The organism is Streptomyces sp. NPDC048416 (genome assembly GCF_043200435.1).
In the GTDB taxonomy this organism is placed as follows: Bacteria; Actinomycetota; Actinomycetes; order Streptomycetales; family Streptomycetaceae; genus Streptomyces.
Window position 1 is genome coordinate 13,480 of the sequence record NZ_JBICXU010000012.1, and the last position, 23,782, is coordinate 37,261.

Consider the following 23,782-nt stretch of genomic DNA (forward strand, 5'->3'; position numbering starts at 1 on the left):
AGATGGTCACGGGAACGGGTGCGGGTGCGGGTTCACCTCCTCGGGGCTGAGCGGCCGTGAGGCGTGGCCGCGGTGGCGGGCGGCGGTCAGCACCCGGTCGAGCCCGGTGATGCGGCGCAGATGGTGCCCGAAGGTCATCGGCAGCAGACCGGGGACCAGCACCTTCACACACGAGAGACCGGACGCGGCGTGGACCGGGGTGGACTGGTCGACGACGATCGCTTCGAGGCCGCTCGTGGCGAACCGGCCGACCAACTCGTCGAGATCCGCGCGCACATCGCAGTGGCGCGGCCAGGCGTATCGGTCGGAGAGATCTCGCAGGTTCCGGCGCTCGGGCGGTCGGCCGCCGGGAGCGAGCAGGAAGTCGAGGCGGCGGGCGGCGGCCGGATCGCAGTAGAGCAGCGCATGGTCGTCCATCTGCCGGACCCGCTCGGGGTCCTCGCGCATTCGGGCGGCGTCGTCCGCGCGCTGCGGATAGATCAGTTGGTACGCCTCGATGGCGGTGACCAGTTCGTGCAGCGCGCCGAAGACACCCCGCTCGGGGTCGAGCCCCGAGCCGGCGGCGCACAGGACGCTGGGGCGGGGCGTCGCGGCGCCGGTTCCGGCGGTGGAGCGTGGGCGAGTGTCCACGGCGGCGGCCCAGAAACAGGGAATCCCTTCGGCGCCGGTCACATCGAAGACGTCGACGCGGTAGCCGGTGCGCTCGTTGAGCCGGTCGGCGAGCAGACCGATCCGCCGGTCGCGCGCGGTGTGCAGGTCGAGGGCGGGCGCCGGCAGCCGGGCGTACCAGGTGAGCAGGAAGGCGTCACGCTCGGCGAGTTCGAGGAGGCCGTACAGTGCGGCCTCCTCGATGCAGCCGCCGAGCGCGCAGCCGTTGGAGATCTCGGAGACGAACGGCCGGGCGGCCCGGGTCTGATGCCGGCCGAGACGGTAGTACGCCAGGCTCTCCGGGACCAGCACCGGCTGTTCGCGGGTGAGCGAGTAGCCCCAGACCCACGGCAGGACGAGATCCGGGTGGTAGGGCTGGAAGGGGAAGCCGGCTTCCGCATAGCGGTGGGGTTCGTGGCTGCCGGTGGTTGCCGGGTCCAGTACGGCGCCGGGGTGCCGGGCCGCGAGTGCGCGGTGGCTGCCGCTGACCACGGTGCGCCGCCCTCCTGGCCGGCCACCGCCCAGCCGCTCCAGTGCTTCGGCGATCGCGGTGACGCGGGCGGTGCGGAAGTCGAGCGCGCGGCCGTAGCCACCGTCGACCGACTCGGGCGGGCCGACGTTCGCCTCGGCGAAGGGCAGCGTGTGCAGTCCGCGAGACCTCAGCCCCTTGAGTACGCCGGTCTCGTCGTCGGCGTACCGGGCTTCCAGCACGCTCCGTTCGGCGCGCAGGTCCCGTACGCGCAGGACCGCGGGGTCCGGCTTGAGCCTGGTGACGCGTGGGATCGTGGCGTGGTCCGGGGAATCGTCGGGCAGGTTCCCGCACTGGGGGCAGTGGGGGTCGGGCAGAAAGCGGTGCCGGGTGATCTCCAGGTCGGTGAGACGGAGCATGGTGACGGACCGATCGCCGGCTGCCTCGGGCACGGTGAGCCGGTGCAGGGCCTCGGGGCCGTTGAGCCAGGTCAGGGCCTCGGCCCGCCGACGCAGCGCGAGGTTCGCGGCGAGGTCGGCGGCGATCGGGGTGAGCAGAGGGGAGACCGTGCCGGTGAGGCGGCTGCCGTAGGTGGTACGCAGGGCCGCTTCCTCGGCCGCGTCGGCACGTGCCCCGGCCCGGCGGGCGGCCAGACAGTGGTGACAGCCCGGTGTGCCGGGGCGGATCAGCGGGCCGATGACCACGCGGTCCAGCTCCGCGACGACGAGCAGAAGGGGATGTCCGGCGGCGACCAGGCCGCGCACCGGTTCTGCTGCCGCGTCGGGTGTGTCGGCGGCGAACAGCCCAACTCCGTTACCGGGTGCGGCGTGTGACCGGCGCGTGAGGGCCTGGCCGAGCAGGCCGCCGTCGTGGTGCAGCCACGCTGGGGCGGGCAGGAACTCTTCAGTCATCGCAGCGCACCGCTCTCAGCAGGTAGGGCAGTATCTCGGTGGCCGCGGGGTCGTGGTCGAGGGGCACGATCAGTGCGCCGGCGGCGTGGCCGCGCCGGTCGCCGAGCGCCGCCGTGACCGCCTCGTCGAAGGTGGCGCCCGAGCCGAGTCCGCGGGGCGCGCGCGTGCCCTGGGCGCGTACCGCGGCCGCTGGGACCAGGTGGGCCGTGCCGTGCTCGGGAGACCATGCCCACAGGGAGGGCCCCTCCGGAGCCTGGACGAACCGCCGGGGGTCGAGGGCGAGCAACGCGTAGTGGGCGAGGGCGCGTCGCGCGGTACGCAGGCGTGCCGTGGTGAAGTCGGCGCCGGTGGCGTGGACTTGGTGCTCGGCACTGCCGGTGCGCGGGTCGCGGACCAGCGCCCTCGATGCCTGCCGGGGGAACTGCGGCAGGGCCCCCTCGTCCAGGTCCGCGAGCAGCCCGCAACGCCGGTCGATGCAGCCTGCGGCACCCCGGGAGAACTCTTCAGGTCCGACGGCCGGCCCTTCGCGCAGGGCCGCGACTTTGGCGAGGAACCGCGCCGCGGACTCCGGTGCCGCCGGCAGTGCGGCCGGGTGGGGCCGGTAGGAGTGGCGCGTGGTGGTCAGGGTCGCGGTGTCCAGCCGTACGAGTGGTTCCGGCTCGCCCTGCGGTGCGTCAAGGGACGTGAGGTAGGCCTGTTGGAATCGGTGCGCCAGCAGCATGGCGGCGAACTCCGTTGCCGGGCAGGGGAGTTGAGAGGCATGCGTGACTGCTTTCGCACCGTGCACGCGCAGCCACGCCCCGAGCCAGCCACCTGCGGTGCGGTCCGAGCCGGGAGGAAGGGTCGGCCCCAGCCACCAGGCCTCCGCATCACGGACCCCGGCGGCGAACCACAGCCCGCGTGCGTGGCAGTCCTCGTCGAGCCGGGCCACGGAGCGCGGGTCGTCGCCGCCCGAGAGCATCAGCAGCGCGTCGTGGCCGCCGGCCGCCATCGCGGTCCGGGCCGCCGCCGGGTCCGACATGGGAACGATGGCCGGAAGGCCGGTCAGCCGTAGGGCGTTCGCCAGCGGCGTCGTCGTTTCCGGGGCGCCGAGGACCAGCACACTCAGCCTCGTATAGCGGGTGGCCGTCCGGGCCGGCCCGCCGGCGGCCCGGTCCTCCAACAGGCCGTGCCTGTCGATCAGTTGGAGGATTCGTAGCACCATGGCGCGCCGCGGGCCGTCGAGGCCGTCGGTCAGCTGGTCCACTGTGCGGGTGCCGTCCAGGAACGGAGTGAGCCGGTCCAGCCAGTCGGCGATGCCGGGGGCCGCGATCAGATCGGTGCCTCGGCTGGAGCGCACATATACGGTGCCGCTGCCGCTCGGCGTCACAAAGACGTCGGGGCGCAGCAGAGGGACGGAGTCGGAGGTGATCACAGGGTCCTCGGCCGGAGAATGGGGCGGCGTGGCATAGATGTCCGAGCACGTCACGACGGGGCGCGCGGGTGGAGCAGGGGGCAGGACGGTGTGCCGTTGCCGCGTTCCGGGCCGAGCAGGGCGGCGAGCAGTGTGGTGCGGTCGGGGGCTGCGCGCAGCAGGGCGTCGGCGGCCGGGGTGTCGACATCGCAGCGGAGCCCGGCGCCCAGCCCGGCGCGCGCCGCGGCCAGGCCGATCCGCTGGGCGACGGCGCCCGCCCGCAGATTGAGCATCCGGTACCAGCGGTCGCCGTGCAAGGGGTAGCCCGACTCGTAGTCGCCCGTCACCAGCACGGCGCAGGCGGCCTCGAACCCGGCCAGTTCGCCCGGCCCTCCGGGTGGGAACAGGGCCCGGGGCGTGACCCCTGCGGCCACCGGTACGAGCCGGCCCGTACGTGGGTCACGCCGGTGGCAGCCGGTTTCCAGGCCGGTGACGCGGTGGGCGATCACGTACAACTCGCAGTCGACGGGGGCGACATGGTCAAGGGGAAGCGGGCGGGCGGTTTCCGCCAGGACGGTGAGCACGGTGGCAAGGGGGACGGGGACGGGCTCGAAACCGGAGCGGGCGGTACGGCGGCGCAACAGCGGGGTGCCGGGCGCGATGTCGCGCGGCGCCCGGGCGGTGACGATCGCGTGGACGCGTTCCGCTCGGGGGTCGAGGCCGAGCAGGCGGCCCAGTTCCCCGTCGGCGAAGCGCGCGTGCGCCCTCGGTTCGGCGCCCGCCGACGCCAGCACGGTGAGCGCCTGTCCGGTGAGCACGCCGGTGTCGAGCGCCTGTAGACGGTGCCCGAAGGGCCCGTAGCGGGCGAGGTTCGCGCCCAGCCGACTGGTGATCAACAGGACCGACTCCGGTGGCGTGAGCGGTGGCCGTTCCAGTGTGCGGGTGACGTCGGCGCGCAGGTCGGTGCGGGAGAGGAGTTCGAGCGCGTGGGCCGACGGCACGTAGTGGCAGAGCCCGGCAGGGGTGGCCGCGTAGACCTCGCCCGGGTAGGCGCCGCCGCCGGACGGCACCGGCCGGCCGGCACTCACGCCTGCGCCGGACCAGTCGATCCGGGTGACTCCGTTGAGCAGCGCGAGGAGCACGCCCAGCCACTCCATGGAGCTGTCCGGCCCGTGCCCGGTGGAGGGCGAGCCGAACGCCGGTGGTGACGGCAGCGGGAGGACGGGCACGCCGGGGTGGTGCTTGGGCGCGGTGCTGCTCGCCGCCGGGTCGATGACGGGGAGCACGCTGCCGTGCCGTGCGTGGTAGTCGCGCGCGGCCGCCCCTCCCGTTTCGGCGCGCGGAGGGTATGCATCGGGCGAGGGAGCGGGCGCGGCGCTCCTCATCCGCGTGCCCGCGCCGCGAAGGTGGTGTGGTCCGGCGTGCCGGATGCTTTGGCGGCGGTGGCCTGCGGCGAGGCGGGAGCGCTCTCCGGCGCGCCGGGCACGCCTGCGGCGACGGCGCTCTCCGGCGTGCCGGAGCCGCTCGCGGCGGTGGCGAGTACCAGCTCCAGAGCGGTGACGCCGTAGACGTCCTCCACCGCGTCGGCCGCGAGGTGGCAGAGCAGATAGCGGGTCAGGCCGGACAGGCCGAGACGCGAGAGATGGAGGTAGGTGTAGTTGAGCATCAGGCGGTAGCGCAGGAACCGCGGATCCCGGTACATCATCTGCTTGTACGTGGCGCTGCCGCTGATCGCCCGGTGCAGCGGGCTGGTCGTGACCAGTTCGCCGATGCCGTTCTCCTCGTCGCTGGGGATGTCAGCCTCGGGTATCTCGCCTGCCTCGTACAGGGCGGTCCAGCGGCTGCCCAGCGGGTCGATCGTGGCCACCCAGCGACGCAGTGCCGCAGCCCCGCTGTCTGATGCCGCCCCGGGTCCGGTCGCGGCGGAACCGAAGGCCGCGACCACCGCACGCACCTGCTCGGTGAGCACGGCCCGGTTGGCCGCGTACCGCCGCTCGAAGGCGTCCCGTACCTCGGGGCCGACCGTGCTCAAGTACCCGTCGGCGTGCGAACGGAAGGAGACGAACCCGCGGCGGATCGATGGGTCCTGAGGGTGGCGGCACAGGGTGTGCGCGGTGGCGAGCATCAGGCGAAGGGCCAGCGTCTCGCGCGGCAGTCCCGCGGCGACCGCCTCCAGATGCTCGAACATCAGGCCGTTGGTGTTCCGATAGAAGAGGGCCAGCTCATCGGCGCCGACCGGACAGCCCAGCACGTCGACCCTGCGGTCGTGCTCCTGCCAGGTGATCGAGTTGTCCGGGTAGAAGGGTGTCAACGCGCCGGGTTCGCGTTCCGCCGCGGCGAGACGGCGGTGCAGCGGCAGCAGAGCGGACTCGTCGAGGGGCGCCGCGGTCGAGGGATGCGCCTTCAGGTGTCCCCCGATCAGTTCGGAAACGGCGGGCTCCACCAGCTCCGTGAAGACGGCCGGTGTGGCCCGCACGATCAGCCGCAGATGGGGTCCGCGACGCCAGTGCCGCAGCACATGGATCGAAGCGACGCGGTCGGCGCAGCGCTCGATCACTGGCCGTACGGCTCGCAGGATCAGCTGGTCGGTGTCGTCGGCGAAGTACGCGATGTGGGCCGCGCGCCATTGTGGCTCCTCCCGCTGTGGGACGGCTGTCACGGGATCCCTCCTTGGCGGTGCTGTGCTGTTCGGGGTTCTCGGCGCGGGGCCCTCACGGTGGTGGGCCTCCGTCGTTCCGCCCGCGGTCGCGGTGGTGACGCGTATCGCGCGGGGCGCTGAGCGCGGGAGGGGGGTCGTCGCCCGTCGCGTCTGCCACGGCGAGCTGGGCCAAGGCGCGCAGGGTGGCCTCCTGGCCGGGCCGCACGTCGAGGCGGTTGCACGCCAGGTGGGTGAGATGACCGGCCAGCCGGGCAGGGCGGGCGACATGCCGCTGAGCATTCCGGCAGGCCGCGAGCCATCTGCTCACGGGGTCGGCATCGAGCGGGTCTGCATGGCCCGGATCGATGTCGGCCAGGCCGCCCGCTCCGGCCCGCACGGCCGTCCGCGCCGCGCGGGCCACGGTGAGCAGGGCGGCCCGCTTGTCCTTGTACTGGGCCAGCGCATCCGGCGTGGGCCGTCCCGGCGGAGCAGGGGCGTCCGTGCTGCCGGCCAGCAGGGCGAAACAGTGTGCCGTCCGCTGGGCCGGGCTCCACGGGGCCAGCACTGCGGCGAGGGCGAGTTCGCTGCACGTGGCGAACGCGTCCTCGACGGCCCGCAGCGCGTCTCCATGGCCGTACTTGCCGTGCTCGGGCCGGTAGACCTGGAAGGCGAGGCTGTCGTTGGGGGCGAGGACACCGGGCTCGATGTCCGGTTCGGCAGCGGCCAAGTCCCGCGCCAGAGCAGCGTATTGACGCTCCGTCATGGGCCGTGACACCGGGAGTCCGGCAAACATCGCCGTGGCGTGGGTGTGCAGGGTGGCGCGTACTTGGGGCGCGGCGGCAGGCGTGGTCGTACGCACCCGCAGTCGCAGGTGCGGGCCGCCCTGCCAGTGCCGGAGGAAGAAGAACCGGTCGGCCAGCCCGCGCAGCCGCAGCTCCGCGACGGCCGGCGGGATCAGTTCCCTGACGACCAGGTCGAGCGGGTGCCCCGTGAACACATGGGCGCTGACCCAGCGGTCCTCCGGTGCCGGGTCGGGGGCGCCCTCGGGCGGACGGGTCAGCATCGCGGTCCCTGTCCCTCTGCCACCGGGATCGGTGCGGTGGGCAGCTCGATCAGGAACTCGGTCGCGTAACGGAGGCCGTCACGGTGGGCTGGTGCGTCGCGGAGGTCGGGCAGGGCCTCGGTCACCAGCAGGGGCCTGCCCGTGGCCGCTGCCCGTGCGAAGACGCGTCCCAGATGGGCGTGGGCGAAATCGACGTACACCGGCTTGCGGTCCTTGTCGTGCAGGGCCGGTCCGGTGAATCCACCGTCGGGGCGCGGCGTGAGGGCGCGCAGGAAGCAGCGTTGGGGCAGTCCGAGGGCCGCCCGCCACGCGTGCATGCGGACCAGGTGCGCGGCCTCCGACTCCCCTGCCTCGCGGACCGGTGCACGGCCGCCGTCGACGAACCAGGTCGCGCGGCGCAGCACCACGGCCCCGAGGGCGAGCCGGGGCATCTTCGTCCAGCCCGCGTGCGTGGCCTGCGCCGGATTTTCCTGGGGCGGGGCGGCCGGCGCCGACGGAAGGAGCCGCCACAGCTGGGGCCAGTCCGACCAGAAGGCGTAGGAGGTCTGGCCGAAGGCCTCCACGAGCAGCCGGGCCGCCATCGGGAGCAGCGGGGTGGCGAGCAGGCCGAGGTGGAGCGGCCGTACGGACCGGCCGGTGGGGTGGTGGACCAGGTGAAGTCGCTGTGTGTGGTGGTCGTGTACGACATCGAGGTCGGCGGGGCGGATCAGCTGCTCTGGGGGGCGGTGCGAGGTGGTCCCGTCCAGGTCGATCGCGTAACGGGTCGCGGGGGCGCGCTGGTTGAGCGCGCTGCCGAACGAGGCGTCGAACTCGGCGTGGAGCGGGGCGCTTTCAAGGCTGTCGTCGAGCGGCCCTTCGGGGGCTGCCCCTGGGTGCAGCGGCGCGTCGAGCAGGCGGGCGATCCGGGTGCGGCCGGTGCCGTGGCCGCAGGTGACCGTGTTCAGGACCAGTCCGAGCCCCGAGGCCGGTTCGGGCAGCGTCTGGACGTAGCAGGCGTGACGGTCGCCGAAGGTGTCCGGGTCGGGCCAGGCGGCGCAGAGCGCACGGACGGCCTGTGGTTCGAGACGGATGGTGCCGTCGGGCATCGGCGTCGTGGCGGCGATCAGGCGGCGCAGTTCGTCCTGGCGCCGCGCGTCGTGCTCGGTGGGATCGTGGGGCGCGGCGGCGGCCCACCATGCGCCGGTGTCCTTGAGGAAACGGGTGAAGGGTTGCCTGAATCCGGGGCCGTACGCTGCCACGGCATGCCGCCGGAGTGCTTCGCGTGGGGGTGTGAGGGTGTCGAACGGGGCGAGCAGCGCGGGTACGAGGGCGAGGTCGGCGAGCGCCGGCCGCCAGGCAGCAGGGTCGAGTACGGCGGCCGGGCCGACGGCGACCGTGTGGTGGAAGTACAGCGGTCCTGGCTCCAACTGATGTGCCGGGCCGAGCAGTTGGAGTCGGCGCGCCGCGTCCGTGATGTGCTGCCGCAGGCCGGTGGCGATGTCACGGTGGGCTCCCGGCGCCGCGTTCCGGGCGGCGTCGATGTGGTCGCGGACGGCGTGCAGGTCGGCGAGCAGCGGGGCGAGGCGGCCGTCGTCGGGCGGCTCGGGCAGGTTCTTGCCGAGCCAGTCGCAGAGCGTGGTGGCGTCGAGTTGCTGGTCGGGCAGGCCGAGGCGGACCTCCAGCAGGCCGAGCTGGACGAGGCGGCCGATGACGGCGTCGGCGCTGCTCCCCCGGCCCGCCGCGCCGAGCCGGGCACGGAGCTCCAGGGGGCTTTCGGCCTCGCGCGCCGCGTCCAGGATCGCGGCGAGCGCCGGCGTGGCGGGCAGGGCGCGCACCTCTCCGGACGGGCCGGGAGCCGTGAACAGCCACCGTTCCCCCTCCAGGCAGGACTCCGGGGTGGCCGACGGGTTGACGCGCAACCGTACGGCCGCGTCCAGTTCGGGCGCGTGGGCGAGAGCGGCGGCGATCCGGGACAGGGGCAGCAGACTCGCTTCTGCCACCTCGACCCGGCCGGGGCTTTCCAGGCGGACGGCCACATCATGGTCGTCCGCCCAGTGACCGAGACCTGCGGCGGCGAAGGTGGTCAACGGGCTGGGCTTGGCCATGGCGCGGCCGGCGTACTTGGCCAGCCGGACGGCCGCCTTGTCCAACGGCCGCCGTGCGGGCCCGTCGCGCCCGGTCCAGCGCAGCAGGTCCTCGTACAAGTCCGGACTGGCGTAGGCGAGACCTGCGGCGAACACCGGGTCCTCGACGAGAGCGGCGAGGGCCGTGGCAGCCGAGCGGGTCTCGGCGGGCAGGACGCGCTCCAGCTCGGCGAACAGGTCCGCCCGGGTGCGGTGCAGAGCGGCATGGTGGCGAAGCCTCTCGGTGAGGGCGGCGCCGAGCACGTCCTGCGGGGCCGCCGAATCGCACAGTGAGCGGAGGCGGGCGCCCTGGTGCACGGCTCGGCGCAGAGCCACCAGTTGGGCCTTGAAGGGGCGAGCCGGCTCGGTGCCGATCAGGGCGTACAGCGTGTCGCCGAGCCGGGCCGCGTCGAGGGCCAGTCGGCGGTCCAACGAGGTGATGCTCAGGGCGAGTTCGGTGCTGTGTGGAATGCGGGAGGCGTCGAGCGCCGTGGTGGGCAGCCCCGCGATCCGTACTCCTACGGGGTGGGAGACCGTGTCGGGGTACGCATGGTGGACGGCCTTGGTCGCTGATGGTGTGGTCCGGCTCATCAGAACACCACCGGGACGCGGAAGGCAGCTCCTGGCCGGGGCGTGCCGATGGCCACTTGGAAGAGCACGGTCTCCTCGTCCGGGGCCAGTTCTAGCAGGCGTTCGGCGGTGGTGGCGTCATAGCCGTTGTGGATCCGGGCGGCCAGGCCGTGCCGGGCGGCGACCACGCACAGCAGATGGGCTGCGGCGCCTGCCACCAGGTGCACTCTGCGGAAGGCGTCCGCGCCGTACCGCGCGACGGCCTCGCCGCGCCGCACGGCGATGTACGCGACACACGCCGTGGAGCGGAAGTTCATCGACACCCGGCCTTCGCTCTGTCCGATCTGTTCGAGCATGGCGAGCGGGTCGCCCTCGCCGACCTGGCACAGGCGGTCGCCGCTGTGGACGTAGTGCCCCGGGGTGAGGCCGGCGACGCGCTGGACGAGCACGTGGCAGGAGAAGTGGGTGAACGGCGCCGCGGCGAGTGCGGCTCCGAGATCGACCGCCAACTCGCCTGGTGCGAAGGCCGGTTCGGGGTCGAACAGCATGGCGCCGGAGTGGCGGGTGCGGAGTACCGAGGCCAGATCGGGCGGGGGCCAGGCCCGGTCCTGCGGATGGTGCACGGATGGCAGGATCTCCAGGTGACCCATCGGATGTTCCCCCAGGGCCGTCAGCCGGCCCGCGCACAGACCGCGCAACGTCTCCTGGTCCTGGCCCGGCCGGGTGCGCAGACCGAGTGCGGCGGCGACCAGGTGCACCGCCCCGAGCAGCATCCCCGCCTCCTGGGCGCAGAGCCGGGGAGCGTAGTCGCCGTAGAGCCGTTGTGTCCGCGCGAACCGGCTGGTGACCACGACGAACCTCGCCGCCCCGGGGCAGGCGGCCTGATGGCCCGTCATTTCTCCATCCATCTTGACGAGTTGATGGTGCAGCGGATCGAATCGGAACGCCGCGGTGGGCGTGACAAGCGTGAGCTCGCTCGGGTAGCGGCACCGCGCCGAGGCCACCGCGCGATGCAGCGGCCAGCCGCCTCGGGTCAAGTCGTGCTGGAGAAGCCCATAGGAATAGTGGAGCAGTGCGGCGAGCAGCGCCGGGTCCGAGAGGGAGGCCGGGGAGTGGGAGGGGGGCGACAGACGGAGCGTCGGCGACGCCAGCGGAACACGCCGTCCGTGCAGCGGCGGGTCCAGCTCCTCGGCAGCCTGTCCCGCTATCGGGTGGCCCGTCGCGAGAGTGGCCGGGATGGCGCTGCGCGAGTAGACCGCGTCCGTCCAGAGCGCCAGGGGGAACGGGCTCGCGTCCGACGTACTCCGGGAGGTCATGTCGGCCGTCCGGGTCACGTCGACTCCGTACCGAGGAAGCGGCCGGTGGCCAGCTCCAGCACCGCGGCGCCGGCCATCGGTGAAGCAACGGGATCGGTGCTCCTGGGGGCGCTCCCGGGGGCGGCACCCAGGCCTGCCACCTGGTACAGCAGGTGCAGACAGAGCTGGTTGGCGGCGAGGGCAGCGACTGGGCCGCCGAGGTAAGGACTGGGTTGACGCAAGGGGTTCGGCTCGCGCGGCAGTCCGGGGTTGCGCAGGGGGCTCAGCTCATGCGCCGGGGCGCCGAGGTGCGGGCCCGGCTCACGCATAGAGCTCGGCTCACGCAGCGAGCTCGGCTCACGCAGCGAGCTCGGCTCGTGCAGCGAGCTCGGCTCGTGCAGCGGACGGGGCTCACGCGTCGGGCCCGGTTCACGCACCGGCCCACTCAGGCGCGGGCTCGACTCATGCACCGGGCCCGGCTCACGCACGCGGGCCGAGCCCCCCGCACCCTCGGCGCCCCCGGCGCCCCCGGCGCCTTCGGCGCCCCCGGCGCCTTCGGCGCCCCCGGCGCCTTCGGCGCCCGCCGCATGGCCATCGAGTCCGCTGCCCAACGGCACGCTGGGGCAAGGGAGTTCAGTTGCGCTCCCCTCCCCATTCGGCTCCCCCACCGCACTGATCAGGACGTGTTCGGCCTGCCCCACCGCCTGCCCGTACGGCACCCCACCCCGTACCGCGAGCGCACGGGCCCGTTCCGCCGACTCCGGGTCGAACACGTCCGAGCCGAAGAGCACCACGCCGACGCCCTCGGGCCATTCGGAAGGGTCCCCGTCCACTTGTTCGTACCGGAAGCACCCACCCTCCTCCTGGAGCAGCGCGACACATTCCCGCAAGCGACCCACATCCGTGGCACCCCCGCGACTCGCCCCCGCCGCCGCCTCGTCCGCCGCCGCCTCCCCCACCGCGTCGAGTCGCAGGCGGACATGTGCCACACCTGTGGCAAGCAGGGCGAGCACCAGGGCGGTGGCGATCCGTCCGGAACCGACCACGAGGGGCGCGCAATCGCGGTACCGCTCGAAGCGGTGCTCGGGCGAATCCGCACGCGCCGCCACGAAGTCGATCAGTGCGGCGTGCCGTGCACAGATCTGCGGGCTCAGTCCGTGTGGCAGATCCTCCGTGGCGTCGCGTACGAAACCTTCCCTGGCCAACAGGTCCACCAGCGCACGGACGTGCTGCGCGGCCTGCGGCGGGAGGTCAGCGGTGAGGTGGTCCAGAGTGTTGCGGCCGTCGAGGAACGGCCTCAGCCGTTCCAGCCACGGGTACATGTCCGGCAGCGCGAACGCCGCCGTGTGCCGGGGTCCACTGATCACCACGCCCCGCTCGGAGGGCAGCAGATGTGTGTCGGGAAGCAGTCTCGGCCTCATCGCCACCCCTCCTGGAACGCCTCGACGGACACGGCTTTCGCGGGCGTGAAAGCGCCGGACGAGGCTGCGCCGACGGCCTCTGGGCGGCCGACATTAGCCCAGCCAAATGGTCTAGTCCACCCCCTTCCCAGTTCACCAACTGTCACGCTAGTGTCCGAACTGGGCGCCCACATCAGCCTGTTGATGCTTCATTAGGTTCGAAAGGAGGCCTTGGATGAACGAGAACAGCAACGGCTCACCGTCGCTCGCTGCCGCGGTAGCCGACCTCGCGCTGGACCTCGACCTGGGCACGCTGGCCGGGGACGAACACAGCCAGTCGCTCACCGCGGGTCACGGTATGACGGAAGTGAGCGCATCCTTCTGCTGCGCTCCGCCGCCGAACTGCTGTAACTGCAGCTGTTCCTGAGTAGGCAGCGCGTGCCGGGCGGCCACGCGGCCCGGCACGCGCGTCACTCCCTCCACCGACACCCTCCGACCCACCAATCCGCGCACCCCGTCGCGAGCTCCGCACGATCGGTCGGCCCTGTGTGTACCTTCGGCCCATGGGCGTACTCGACCACGAACAGGCCAGGACTCTGCGGGCTCGGGGGCAGGGCATCGGCGGAAACGTCAGGTTCGGTTCGGCTGCCGAAGTGGTCGAGCGGGTCCTCGCCGTGCAGGCGCAGGACTCCCGGGCCGGCGCACTGGGTATCCGCGTACGGGCAAACGGCCTCACCTGCGCCGATGTGCGGCGAGCCCTCGAAGAGGACCGGAGCATCGTACGCGGTTGGTTCCTGCGCGGAACCCTGCACATGGTGCCCAGCACCGATGCGCGCTGGCTTTTGGGACTGCTCGGTCCGCACTTCTTGCGGCTGAGCGCCCGCCGCTATCGCGAACTCGGCCTCGACGAAGCCCTGTGCGACCGGGCGGAGGGCGTTCTCGTCAAGGTGCTGGGGGACGAAGGTCCGTCCACACGGGCCCAGTTGACGGAACATCTGGCGAGCGTCGGGGTGTCTCCGCACGGTCAGGCCGTCTTCCACCTGATCCGGCGCGCCGCGCTGCGGGGGGTGGTCTGCCATGGCCCGGAGCGCGACGGCGAGGCCACCTTCGTGCTCGTGGCGGACTGGCTTCCTGCGCGAGCGGGCGGCCCCACGGGTGAAGCGGCCGAGAGTGAACTGGCCCGACGCTACCTGCGTGCCCACGCCCCGGCCTCCCCACAGGACTTCGCGACATGGTCCGGGCTGCCGCAGACGGCCGCGCGACGCGCCTGGCACACCCTCGGCACCACAGGGCACCTCACCCCGTGCCACATCCTCGACGAGTCGTCCACTCTGCCGCGCGACCGCGTGGCGGAGGTCGGTCTCGCGCCGCCCGCCGCCCCCGATGTGCGGCTGCTGCCGGCGTACGACAACTACCTCCTGGGCTACCGCTCCCGCGCCCTTTCCGTACCGCCCGCCCACGAACGTCAGGTGTGGCCGGGCGGCGGCCAGATCCGCCCCACGGTCGTCGCCGATGGCCTGGCGCGGGGCACCTGGGCCCGTGGCAGGGGCGGCGCGGACACCACTGTCTCCCTGTTCCCGTCGCAACCCGGCGAAGCAGCCGCGCTCGCCGGGGGGATCGCGGCCGAGACGGCCGACATCGCCCGTTTCCTGGGGGTGTCCGGCGGCAGAAACGTACGGCGTACGGGCCAATGACCGTGCCCGCCAGGGCAGTTGGGGCGGTCGGGGCAGTCGGGCCGGATGCGACCCCGCCCGGCCTCAGCCGACCGTGATGGACGCGCCCACGGTCAGGTGCCGGTAAGGCGCTCCTGTACCCGGGCCGTTGTCACCGAGGAAGCCTCCGACCATCGCGGTGCCGACCTCGTTGAGAGCACCGTCATGAATGGCACAGGTCTGGTGGGGGGCCACCGCACGCACGTAGTCGATGAGCTGTCCGGTCGTGGACCAGGGACCGTGCACAGGCAGCAGAAGGGTGTCGACGGCGGCGTCCGGGACGGTGAGCGCGTCGCCCGGATGGAACAGGGCGTCGTCGATGAGGAACCCGATGTTGCCGATCCGGGGAATGTCCGGGTGGATGGGTGCGTGCCAGGTCCCGTACACCTTCACGTCGAACCCGTTGGCCGTGAAGGCCTCCCCTTCGCCGACGGTGGTGACCCGCGCCCCGAGGCCGTCGAGCCGTCGGGCGACGGGGGTGTTCGTCCAGATTCTCAGCCCAGGGTTGTTCCGCGCGGCTTCACGAAGCGTGGCCTCGCTGAAGTGGTCGAAGTGTTCGTGGGTGACCAGGACCGCGTCGGCGCCGTCCAGCGCCTGCGGCTCAGTCAGGCCGCCCGGATCGACGACCAGGCGACGGCCGTCCTTCTCGATCCGAACGCAGGCATGGCCGAACTTGGTGAGCAACATGCGGTCTCCTCGACTCTTCCCATCATTTCTACAACCTGGTTGTACAGATAGGTTACACAGTTTGGGATAGGGTGGACACCATGGATGATGACGCGCTGGCTGAGGACCTACGGCAAGTGATCGGGGAGCTGGTCCGCAAGGTGCGAGCGGCGGACACGATGCCCCCCGGTGAGGCGGCCGTCCTCGGCCATCTCGACCGGGGCGGACCGCACACCACGGCCGACCTCGCCCATCTGCGCGGCGTGACCCATCAGGCAGCGTCCAAATCCGTGAAGGAACTCCTGGACAAGGGCCTGGTGAGGTCCGCGCCCCACCCGAGCGACGGCCGCAAGTTCCTTCTGCACATCACCGACCTGGGCCGGACCCACCTCCAGCGGGAACGCGCCCAGCGCACGCAATGGCTCACCTCGGCCATCACCGACACCCTCGGACCCGAAGCGCGGCCGCAGCTCCGGCAGTGCGTCACGCTCCTGGGCCGCCTGGCCTCCCACACCCCCTGACGGGCTCATGAGTCCAGGGCACGGGCCCGGGCTGACCTACTCAGGCACATGCGGCAGATATGTTCGGAGTGCGCTGTTGAGATCGGCCCCATCGAAGGAGCGAGGCCCTGATGAGCACCAAGGACACACTGGCCGAGCTGCTGCGTGAGCACGGCCGCAGTTACGCCGAGGAAGCCGGCATCACCCTTCGGGACAAGCCGTCACCTCTCTACCAACTCCTGGTACTGGCCGTGCTGTGCTCGACCCGCATCAAGGCCGACATCGCGGTCGACGCCGCACGCGAACTGTTCCGGACGCGCCTGCGTACCGCCCGCGCCATGGCGGACACGGACTGGCAGACCATCGTGGACGCGCTCGGCCGGGCCCACTACCGCCGTTACGACGAGAGCACCGCCACGGCCCTGCTTGAAGGAGCCGAAGTACTGCTACGGCGCTGGCACGGGGACCTGCGCCGCCTGCGGGACGAAGCGGCCGGTGACCCTCAGGTCGTGCGGGAGCTGCTTCAGGAGGTGCCGCGCATCGGCCCCGTGGGGGCCGGCATCTTCTGCCGCGAGGCACAGGGAATCTGGCCCGAGCTGCGCCCGTCCTTCGACGACCGGGCACGGGAGTCGGCGACCGCGCTTGGCCTTCCCTCCACCCCCGAGGGTCTGGCACGTCTCGTCCCTCCGGAAGAGCTGCCGCGCCTGGCCTCGGCACTGGTCCGCTCCAGCCTGGAACACTGACCCACGCGCTCGGTTCCCGCGGATGTGGGTCGACCCCCGGGCGCGTACGGCGAAGTGCGGGTGGCCTACCGCGACCTCCCGACGGCGTACCGCCAGGCCCAGGCGGCGTACCGCAACGACCGGACGGCGTACCGCAATGTCCGGCCGACGTACCTCAACGTCCGGACGGCGTACCGCAGGGTCCGGTTCGGCGTACCGCCAGGTCCGGCCGGCGTACGGCAACGTCCTCGCTGTGCACGGAATCGCCGGCAGTCGCTCACCGGCATCACTCGGAGTCGCGCACCGGCATCACTCGGAGTCGCGCACCTCGTGACCATCCAGCGAGGGCGGCTGGAAACAAGCGGTGACGTTCTTGCCCCGGGGGCACGGATAGGCGTGCCATTCGTCGGAGAGCGCATCGATCAACATGAGACCGCGCCCTCCCAACGCCTGCTCGTCCGGGGCCCGTTGCTCGGGCAACTGAGGTGAGGAATCGTGCACGGTCACATGCAGGCACGCCTCGTCCCAGGTGAGGATCAACTGTGCCGCACTGCGGGCGTGCACGTGGGCGTTGGTCACCAGCTCGGAGACGGTCAGCAGCACGGCGTCCATCACCTGCGGTGCCTGCTGAGCCCATTCGAGCGTCATGAGATGGGCGCGCGTCCAGTCTCTCGCCTCCTTCACGCCGCTGCTCAGCGGAAGGGAACGCGCCCATCCCACGGCTTTCAGTGATGAGTCCTTCTCCACTGCCTCTCCTTGCGCCGAACGGCCGGATACGTATCCCGTGTGCCCCAAAACGCCGCGCCCAACTGCATGCGGGGGTGGGTGTGGGGGTGGATGCGGGTGTGGGGATGGGTGCGGGTCAGCGCGCGCGGCTGGCATTTCCGGGGACGTGAGACTTGACTCTCACAATATGTGAGAGGAAGCTCTCACGTCATGGCTTCTGTTCCTCACCCCCTGGGCGACATCGAGATCACCGACCCGCAGGCGATGCGCGCACTGGCACACCCTGTGCGGCTGGCGATCCTCGAACGCCTGCGACGGCATGGGCCGGCGACCGCGACGCAACTGGCGCCCGATGTGGGCGCCACCCCGTCGGTGACGAGCTGGCACCTGCGGCATCTGGCGAGTTTCGGCCTGATCCGCGACGCCGAGCCCGGGCCGGACCGCCGTCAGCGGCGGTGGGAGGCGGTGGCACGGGGCTTCCGGTTCGAGACGCCCGAGGATCCGGCCGACAAGGAGGGGACTGCGGCTGCGCGCGTACTGTCCCGCGAGATGTTTCTGCGTTCGGGAGACCTGCCGAGCCGCTGGGCAGCAGAGGTCGAGCCCGAACTCGATCATGAGTGGCGGCGACTTGGCGGCCTGGCACACACCCGCGTCGTCGTCACCGCGGCCGAACTCGCCGCGATCGAGGCGGCGTTCGAGCGTGTTCTCGCGCCCTACGTGACGCGGGACGAGGCGGCCCGGCCGGCCGACGGCCGCGCCGTGCAACTACTGCGGTACACCTTGCCGGAAAGCTCGCCGGAGGAATCTGCCCTGCCGGAGACTCCTACGGCGCGGACTGGCGGGACGTCATGAGCGCGACAGGCCAGTCCCTACCGTTATCCCTGTGGCGAGATCTACGGTTCCGCCGCTTCTGGGCCGGCCAGTCGATCTCGCAGTTCGGCGACCGGATCACCGAACTGGCTCTGCCGCTCATCGCGGTGGGCGCGCTGCACGCCTCGGCCAATGAGGTGGCATGGCTGACGGCGCTCGTCTGGGTCCCGAACCTGCTCGCGATGGTCCTCGGTGCCTGGGTCGACCAGCGGGTCCACAAGCGGCGCCTGATGGTCCTTGCCGACCTGGCGCGGGCGGCGGTACTGCTTTCCCTGCCGGTCACCTACCTCGTGGGGGCCGTCTCGCTCGGCCAGTTGTATGTGGTGGCTTTGCTGACGGGCGCAGCCGGGGTCCTGTTCAACACCGCCTATCCGCCGTTCTTCGTCCGGCTGGTGCCTCGGTCGTCCTACATCGACGCGAACAGCAAGCTCAGCACCAGCCGCTCCGCTTCGTACGTGGTGGGGCCGGCCGTCGGCGGCGCTCTGATCCAGGCGTTGACCGCGCCCGCCGCCGTCGCCGTCGACGTCCTGACATTCTTGGCGTCGGCGGTTCTGATCGGCCGGGTTTCGATCGACGAACCGCCGGTCGCCGCCGGCCAGGCGGCACGCTCGGTGCTTCAACGTGCCAGGGAGAGCTTGGGGTTCGTCGTCCGCCACCCAGTGTTGCGAGCGAGCCTGGGGTGCGCGGCAACCGCCAACTTCTTCACCTTTGTCGGAGGGAGCGGCCTGATCGTGCTGTTCGCCGGCCGGAACCTGGGGCTGACCGCAGGGGTCATCGGTGCGGCGTTCGGAATCGGAGCGACCGGCTCGATACTGGGCGCGGTGATCGCTCCGGTGATCTCGCGAAGACTCGGCGTGGGCCGCACCATCGCCGTGGGCGCCGTACTGTTCCCAGCTCCGCTCGCCATCGCCGCCGCTGCGGGCGGCCAGCTCTGGACGCGCGCCGGAGCGCTGGCCCTGAGCGAGTTTCTTGCGGGAATCGGCGTGATGCTCTTCGACGTCAACCTCAACTCCCTTCAGAGCAACGTCGTTCCCGACGGCATGCGGAGTCGAGTCGCCGGCGCGTACAGCACGATCAATTACGGCCTGCGGCCCGTGGGCGCCGTCGTGGGCGGCCTCCTGGCCACCCTCATCGGCCTGCGGTCGACACTGCTCATCGCTGCTGTCGGCGGAGCCCTGTCGGTGCTGTGGCTTCTGCCCTCGCCGATACCGCGCATCCACTCGCTGACTCCTGACCTCCCTCAGGCAGCCCTCGACCGCGACAGGGACGGTGACAGTGACACGGACGGTGACATGGATGGCCACACGGGTGGTGACGCCGGTGCGAACGCACTGCTTTGACCGACTCCCCGACGGCTGGCAACTGACCGCAGACGTCGACGACTTCCTGGTCCGGGTGGGGGACTTCCTTCGCTCCCGGCCGGCCCTGCACACCACGCCGCTGACCGACATCGAGAAGCTGCGGAGACGTGGGAGGGCAGCACAGGGTGCCTCAGCCGCCGTCTTCGGCTCACTGGAGGCAGGAGGTGAGGTCCGAGCCGTCTGCTGTCGCACGCCCGGCGGGTACCTGAGTGTCACCCCTCTCGCCGCCGATCAGGCCCTAGGGGGTGTCTGGTGGATCAGGGTCGGTCAGGGTGCGGCGCCTGGTGCGGTGCATCGCAAGGCGCCGGAACGTCGTGATAGCGGAGCTATCGGGGCGTTTCGGCAACGCCGCGAGGTGCCGTGCCAGGCGCCGCACCCCCGGCCATGATCCACCAGACACCCCCTAGCCCTCGCCACTCATCTGACCCGCGTCAACCACTCCCCCACCGGCGTTCTCGCAGACCACGAAACCGCCACCGCTTTCGCGAGTCCATGGCAGGGATGTACGGGCGCGGTGCCGACTCCTCGCTGGCGAGCGCGCCTCTACCGTCTCGGCACACTCACCCCGCCGAGGCCGCGCCCAGAGGGCCGGGGGCGCATGGCGGGTGGTCAGGACCGTGAGCAAGTCGTGTGCTGGTGCCGTGAGTTCTGCGCCGAGCTCGGGGAGCAGCCTTCCATCGACCTGATCGACGCCGGTTCCTGGGCCGACTCGCGGTTCGGCGACCGACACTTCACACTCTGGGAAACCCCGGACGCAATCCCCGTCGCCATGGCGGCCAGGACCTCGATCGTCGGGGGCATGGTCCGGGTGGATCCCGTCTACACCCCGGCCCGCCACCGGGGCCATGGCTACGCGGGCGCCGTGACGTACGAGGTGAGTCGCGCGGCGCTGGCCTCGGGCGCGACGGACGTCGTGCTGTTCACGGACCCGGCCAACCGCACCAGCAATGCCCTCTACCAGCGCCTTGGGTATGTCCACCTCGCCGACTTCACCCAGTACACATTCGCCTACGGCCCACCAGAAGCCGGGCATGAGTCGGGATAGGACACGAGTCGGGACAGGAGGAGCGGGCCAGGGGGGGCCTTCGGCGTACCCACGGCACGACTTCACCTCACCGGCGACACCACCGGATGACGGCTCACGTGGTGCCGACTTCCGGTGGCGGGACGTCCCGTTCGGCGCTCACCGCGACGCCACATATGCCTCGCGGATGGCTGCGGGGATGCGACCACGGTCATGTACAAGGTAGCCATTCGCACGGGCCCAGTAACGTATGGGGTCATCCTCCGGACGGGGCCCGCGCGCCCTGCCGGGCCCACCCCAGTCGCCCGAACAGATCCCCTGGAGCTGGTCAGCCGCATCCTGAAAGAAGGCGAACAACGAGGCGTACTGGCTGTCTTCAGGGAACGCCCCCTCACTCCAAGACCCCACCGTTCCCGTGCTCGCGTTCACGAACTTCCCATGGAAACCGTCGCGCTCCGAGACGATCGGCACCCACTCCCTGCGCCAGGACGGGCACGCAGTCTCTCCGGACGGTGCCCTTTCTGCCTGATCCATCTTGTGGACGTAGACACGCTCGATGTCCGTGAGGCCCAGAAGGAGTCCGCCGCCGGGAACGACGCCCGGGCATCCCAGCGCCACCAGACTCGATCCGGCATGCGGCTGACCGGGGCCGATGTCGGTTGCCAGAAGCCACTGCCGCATCTGCTCAGGCAGTTTGAGGTCCATGCGCAGTTCGGCTTCGTCGATGGCCGCCTGACTCCCCGGCCTGTTGAGAGCGGCCAGAACGTCACCGGAATGATGTTCAAGCCACGCGGTCACCCGCCCCCACGCCTGCCGTGCGTCTCCTGCTCGCTGCTGATCCATGGGCAGACCGTACGCAATGCCACTGACATCTCATGGTCTCCACCTGCGCTGTTGCAGGCCACACGTGACACCCGGCGTCGCATCGCGTCAGGTCGAAGCCCCCGCGCCCCCACGGCTCCGCTCGCGCCGGCAGCCGGTCCGCTCTCGCACAGACGGCCTCTCCAGCCGCCGCTCGGGCCACATCGACCACGCAAATTCCACCCCGCCGGCCGACCGGCGGACGATCGGCGCTCCGGCGTGCGAACAATGGCCCGAACTGATTTAACCTTCAACTGCTTCACGTGCCATGCTGTTCACGGCGTCGGCGACCACACCGGTTTCCGGACCAACGCCTCACCCGGCCAAAGGAGTTGACCAAGACATGAGTCAGACCCTGCCCCTGCGCCTCCACCACCACGCCTGGGTCACCGACGACCAGGAAGCCAACCGGCACTTCTACGAGGATGTGATCGGCCTGCCCCTGGTGGCCACGTGGACCGAGCGCGAGGTGATGTCCGGGTCGGAGCGCGCCTACAGCCACGCGCTCTACGGCCTGGCCGACGGCAGCGCGCTCGCCTTCTTCCAGTTCGCCGACCCGCAGGACCAGAAGGAGTTCAAGACCCACATCAACCCCACCCCCTTGCGGCATATCGCCTTCAAGGTCGAGGCGGACACCCAGGAAGCCATGCTCCAGCGCATCACCACGGCAGGCGAAGCGGAGACGAACGCCCACGTGATCGACCACGGGTTCTGCGTCTCGCTGTACGTCACGGACCCCAACGGCCTGATCCTGGAGTTCGCTGTCGACCACCCGGACGCGGAGAAGATCGACGCCGAGATGCGTGCCACAGCCCACGCCGACCTCGCCCGCTGGCTCGCCGGGGACCACACCAGCAACAACCACTGGCGCTGACACCTGCCGCCGTACCGGCGTGACGCTCCAGGAGAGTCAACGGCTTCAAGAAGCGACGCCCTCCAGATACAGGGACCACGCCAGGAAACCGACGGCGGCAGTGGAGAGCAGAGCCCTCCAGATGTTGGCGCGTACCCAGGGACCTTCGAAAGCCGTGCGCACGGCGGCCGGGTCACCGATGAGCGCGGCCGGACCGGCCTCCTGCAAGGCGTTGTTCAGCGGAATGTTCACTCGGCCCGTGATGGCCATCGAGGCGCCGCAACAGAGCTGGGCCCCCACCAGCGCCGGCAGCACGTCGCGACCGTCGGACGGAATGTGCAGGGCGAGAGCCACGCCGGTGAAAAGGAACGCGCCCAGGTAGCCGAGAAGAAACCATCCGTTCAGGATGGCTGTGTTGATCCGCTGCATGACCTCGATGACCGTGAGGTCGCCGGTACGCCGCAAACCCGGCATCACCGCGACGGCGAAGCCGTAGAAGAGGCCGCTGACCAGACCCATCGTGACAGTGGCGGCTATGAGCGTGGCCCACCGTGCGGTTTCCATCGTGCCCCCCGTGCTCGTGTGTCCTCGAAGGTCCCGGGGCGGCGAGACCCGGGGACGGATCGTGAAATCGTCACGTCAGGAGGATCATACGGATGTGTTCAGTGCCTCTTCGGGGTGCTTGCTGGACCGCGTCCAGGTCGTCCACGACGCCGGTGACGAGAGTCGACGCAAGGCCGTGGCCTGGTGCGCACCGGGTTCGCGGGGGTGAGGCGGGGTGGTCGACATCCGGCCATCCCTCGCGAGGAGCTGTGCGCTGCGGGTGCCCATCGGCATGGAGCTCGATCACCCCGCCGGACCTGCTGCCGAACGGTGGCCGTGGGGGTTGCCGCAGCGCCCTCCTCCTGCGGGGTGGGCGTGCCTCCCTGCCGTGAGGGCGGCAGGGCGGGGCACAAACGGCAGGGGCACGTCTGGCTCCGGCCTGGGAGCGATGTCCCCCGGCCCCGGCTTCGCCCTGGTGAGCGGCTTCCCGGCCCTCCCAGGACACGTGGTGGGTCTCGCTGGCGTGGCGGGCGTCCCGACGGAACGGCGGTCAATACGGTTGCCGCCATGTGCGGTGTACGGCGCCGCGCTCGCCGCGTCACCGTCCCTCTTGCGTGCCAGTTCCCGCCGCAACGACATCGGCACGCGAGAGGGCCCGGATCCAAGTGGATCCGGGCCCTCTCGTGCAGTAGCGGGGACAGGATTTGAACCTGCGACCTCTGGGTTATGAGCCCAGCGAGCTACCGAGCTGCTCCACCCCGCGTCGGTGAACACCACCCTACGCCATCACGCGGCTGCCGAAGACCAGTCCCTGCTCGGCACCGTCTGCCACGCGACCGAGCCGGTCGGCATGCCGCATGCCCTATTCCATACCGCCCCAGCCGACCGGCGGCCCGCCACGCCGACACCCCGACCGCGTGCCCGACCCCACCCCGCGCCTACCCCGCCCGGCCCCACGCCGCCCAGCCCCGCTCCCGAGCCGCCATCACCGCTCACCTGCTCCTGAACAGGCGACGGCACGCTGCATGGCTCCATTCTGCGCATCCGAGAACCGCCTCACCCGCCCCATCGGAGCTCCCTCTCGAAACGGGGTCAACACTCCCGTATTGTTCTGGTGATCGTATGAGCGAGCGGTGGGCGGGGATGGGAACAGTCACTAGCGGCGGGGCAGCGGTCCTGCCCGGGGGGATACCGCCGACGGCACCCGTCTTTGGGGCCCACGCGACGCGACGCCAGGGGCGCCTTTGTGCCCTTGCCGGGGTGCAGCTCTTCCCGGCCCTCATGGTCGTCGTCCACCACTCCGCCCGGCTGGTGGACCGACTGGTGGGACGGCTGCCGGCCGGCAAGCTCCAACAGGGGCTGTTCCCGGCCATGTCCCCTCTGCGGACCGCTTCCTGACAACCCGTCATGCATTGTCCTCTGCCACAAGACTTACCCAGATCCGTCCTCGTCTCG

At 71.4% G+C, this 23,782-nt stretch carries 20 protein-coding genes, 1 tRNA gene and 1 pseudogene; 9 read left to right on the forward strand and 13 right to left on the reverse strand.

Annotated elements, in window-relative coordinates; genetic code table 11:
- Window positions 1-6: 6 nt before the first annotated feature.
- The 8 genes from ACGFW5_RS17460 to ACGFW5_RS17495 form a co-directional block, all read right to left on the reverse strand.
- Window positions 7-2,028, reverse strand: coding sequence for a TOMM precursor leader peptide-binding protein (locus ACGFW5_RS17460; protein ID WP_393835101.1), 2,022 nt, complete (start codon window positions 2,026-2,028; stop codon window positions 7-9).
- Window positions 2,021-3,442, reverse strand: a complete 1,422-nt coding sequence (locus tag ACGFW5_RS17465) for a hypothetical protein (protein WP_393835102.1) — start codon at window positions 3,440-3,442, stop codon at window positions 2,021-2,023. Before ACGFW5_RS17465 ends, ACGFW5_RS17460 begins: the two co-directional genes overlap by 8 nt.
- Before the next feature lie 50 nt (window positions 3,443-3,492).
- Window positions 3,493-4,707, reverse strand: coding sequence for a hypothetical protein (locus ACGFW5_RS17470; RefSeq protein ID WP_393835103.1), 1,215 nt, complete (start codon window positions 4,705-4,707; stop codon window positions 3,493-3,495).
- A 95-nt stretch (window positions 4,708-4,802) separates the two neighbouring features.
- Window positions 4,803-6,080: a thiopeptide maturation pyridine synthase gene (locus ACGFW5_RS17475; protein ID WP_393835104.1), complete on the reverse strand. Its 1,278-nt coding sequence runs from the start codon at window positions 6,078-6,080 to the stop codon at window positions 4,803-4,805.
- 52 nt (window positions 6,081-6,132) lie between these two features.
- A complete protein-coding gene (locus ACGFW5_RS17480; RefSeq protein WP_393835105.1) occupies window positions 6,133-7,122 on the reverse strand; it encodes a lantibiotic dehydratase C-terminal domain-containing protein in 990 nt (329 codons plus the stop codon).
- Window positions 7,116-9,815 carry a lantibiotic dehydratase gene (locus tag ACGFW5_RS17485; protein ID WP_393835106.1) on the reverse strand — a complete coding sequence of 900 codons (2,700 nt, stop codon included), beginning with the start codon at window positions 9,813-9,815 and terminating at the stop codon, window positions 7,116-7,118. Before ACGFW5_RS17485 ends, ACGFW5_RS17480 begins: the two co-directional genes overlap by 7 nt.
- Window positions 9,815-11,128, reverse strand: a complete 1,314-nt coding sequence (locus ACGFW5_RS17490; RefSeq protein ID WP_393835107.1) for a hypothetical protein — start codon at window positions 11,126-11,128, stop codon at window positions 9,815-9,817. Before ACGFW5_RS17490 ends, ACGFW5_RS17485 begins: the two co-directional genes overlap by 1 nt.
- Entirely contained in the window at window positions 11,125-12,510 is a 1,386-nt protein-coding gene (locus ACGFW5_RS17495) for a hypothetical protein (protein WP_393835108.1), read from the reverse strand. Before ACGFW5_RS17495 ends, ACGFW5_RS17490 begins: the two co-directional genes overlap by 4 nt.
- Before the next feature lie 214 nt (window positions 12,511-12,724).
- On the opposite strand from ACGFW5_RS17495, the gene ACGFW5_RS17500 reads away from it, so the two are divergent.
- Window positions 12,725-12,916: a thiomuracin/GE37468 family thiazolyl RiPP peptide gene (locus ACGFW5_RS17500; protein WP_393835109.1), complete on the forward strand. Its 192-nt coding sequence runs from the start codon at window positions 12,725-12,727 to the stop codon at window positions 12,914-12,916.
- A 136-nt stretch (window positions 12,917-13,052) separates the two neighbouring features.
- A complete protein-coding gene (locus ACGFW5_RS17505; protein WP_393835110.1) occupies window positions 13,053-14,183 on the forward strand; it encodes a winged helix DNA-binding domain-containing protein in 1,131 nt (376 codons plus the stop codon).
- A gap of 63 nt (window positions 14,184-14,246) precedes the next feature.
- Here the strand turns inward: ACGFW5_RS17505 and ACGFW5_RS17510 are convergent, their stop codons facing one another.
- Window positions 14,247-14,888 carry an MBL fold metallo-hydrolase gene (locus ACGFW5_RS17510; RefSeq protein ID WP_393835111.1) on the reverse strand — a complete coding sequence of 214 codons (642 nt, stop codon included), beginning with the start codon at window positions 14,886-14,888 and terminating at the stop codon, window positions 14,247-14,249.
- 80 nt (window positions 14,889-14,968) lie between these two features.
- Here ACGFW5_RS17510 and ACGFW5_RS17515 point away from each other — a divergent pair, with 80 nt between their 5' ends.
- Window positions 14,969-15,388: a MarR family winged helix-turn-helix transcriptional regulator gene (locus tag ACGFW5_RS17515; RefSeq protein ID WP_393835112.1), complete on the forward strand. Its 420-nt coding sequence runs from the start codon at window positions 14,969-14,971 to the stop codon at window positions 15,386-15,388.
- Window positions 15,389-15,498: 110 nt separating this feature from the next.
- Window positions 15,499-16,110, forward strand: coding sequence for an endonuclease (locus ACGFW5_RS17520; RefSeq protein WP_393835113.1), 612 nt, complete (start codon window positions 15,499-15,501; stop codon window positions 16,108-16,110).
- A 288-nt stretch (window positions 16,111-16,398) separates the two neighbouring features.
- On the opposite strand, the gene ACGFW5_RS17525 is transcribed toward ACGFW5_RS17520, so the two are convergent.
- Window positions 16,399-16,836, reverse strand: a complete 438-nt coding sequence (locus ACGFW5_RS17525) for an ATP-binding protein (protein WP_393835114.1) — start codon at window positions 16,834-16,836, stop codon at window positions 16,399-16,401.
- A 189-nt stretch (window positions 16,837-17,025) separates the two neighbouring features.
- Between ACGFW5_RS17525 and ACGFW5_RS17530 the strand changes: the two genes are divergently transcribed.
- The 3 genes and pseudogenes from ACGFW5_RS17530 to ACGFW5_RS17540 all read left to right on the forward strand — a co-directional run bounded on the left by ACGFW5_RS17530 (window position 17,026) and on the right by ACGFW5_RS17540 (window position 20,091).
- Window positions 17,026-17,667, forward strand: coding sequence for an ArsR/SmtB family transcription factor (locus ACGFW5_RS17530; RefSeq protein ID WP_393835115.1), 642 nt, complete (start codon window positions 17,026-17,028; stop codon window positions 17,665-17,667).
- Window positions 17,664-19,025 (forward strand): MFS transporter, encoded by a 1,362-nt coding sequence (locus ACGFW5_RS17535; protein WP_393835116.1) that lies wholly within the window; start codon window positions 17,664-17,666, stop codon window positions 19,023-19,025. The genes ACGFW5_RS17530 and ACGFW5_RS17535 overlap by 4 nt, the downstream gene beginning before the upstream one ends.
- Window positions 18,982-20,091, forward strand: a pseudogene (locus ACGFW5_RS17540) (GNAT family N-acetyltransferase). Before ACGFW5_RS17535 ends, ACGFW5_RS17540 begins: the two are co-directional and overlap by 44 nt.
- Before the next feature lie 138 nt (window positions 20,092-20,229).
- Here the strand turns inward: ACGFW5_RS17540 and ACGFW5_RS17545 are convergent.
- On the reverse strand, window positions 20,230-20,913 hold the full coding sequence (locus ACGFW5_RS17545) for a histone-like nucleoid-structuring protein Lsr2 (RefSeq protein ID WP_393835117.1): 684 nt from the start codon (window positions 20,911-20,913) through the stop codon (window positions 20,230-20,232).
- Between the two features lie 361 nt (window positions 20,914-21,274).
- On the opposite strand from ACGFW5_RS17545, the gene ACGFW5_RS17550 reads away from it, so the two are divergent.
- Window positions 21,275-21,805, forward strand: a complete 531-nt coding sequence (locus ACGFW5_RS17550) for a VOC family protein (protein ID WP_393835118.1) — start codon at window positions 21,275-21,277, stop codon at window positions 21,803-21,805.
- Window positions 21,806-21,850: 45 nt separating this feature from the next.
- Here the strand turns inward: ACGFW5_RS17550 and ACGFW5_RS17555 are convergent, their stop codons facing one another.
- Both ACGFW5_RS17555 and ACGFW5_RS17560 read right to left on the reverse strand, forming a co-directional pair.
- The gene (locus ACGFW5_RS17555; protein ID WP_393835119.1) at window positions 21,851-22,348 is read right to left on the reverse strand and encodes a DUF1772 domain-containing protein; all 498 of its coding nucleotides are present in this window, start codon (window positions 22,346-22,348) and stop codon (window positions 21,851-21,853) included.
- A 668-nt stretch (window positions 22,349-23,016) separates the two neighbouring features.
- A tRNA-Met gene (locus ACGFW5_RS17560) sits at window positions 23,017-23,090 on the reverse strand.
- 497 nt (window positions 23,091-23,587) lie between these two features.
- Between ACGFW5_RS17560 and ACGFW5_RS17565 the strand changes: the two genes are divergently transcribed.
- Complete coding sequence (locus tag ACGFW5_RS17565; RefSeq protein ID WP_393835120.1) at window positions 23,588-23,725, forward strand: hypothetical protein; 138 nt, start codon at window positions 23,588-23,590, stop codon at window positions 23,723-23,725.
- Window positions 23,726-23,782: the final 57 nt, after the last annotated feature.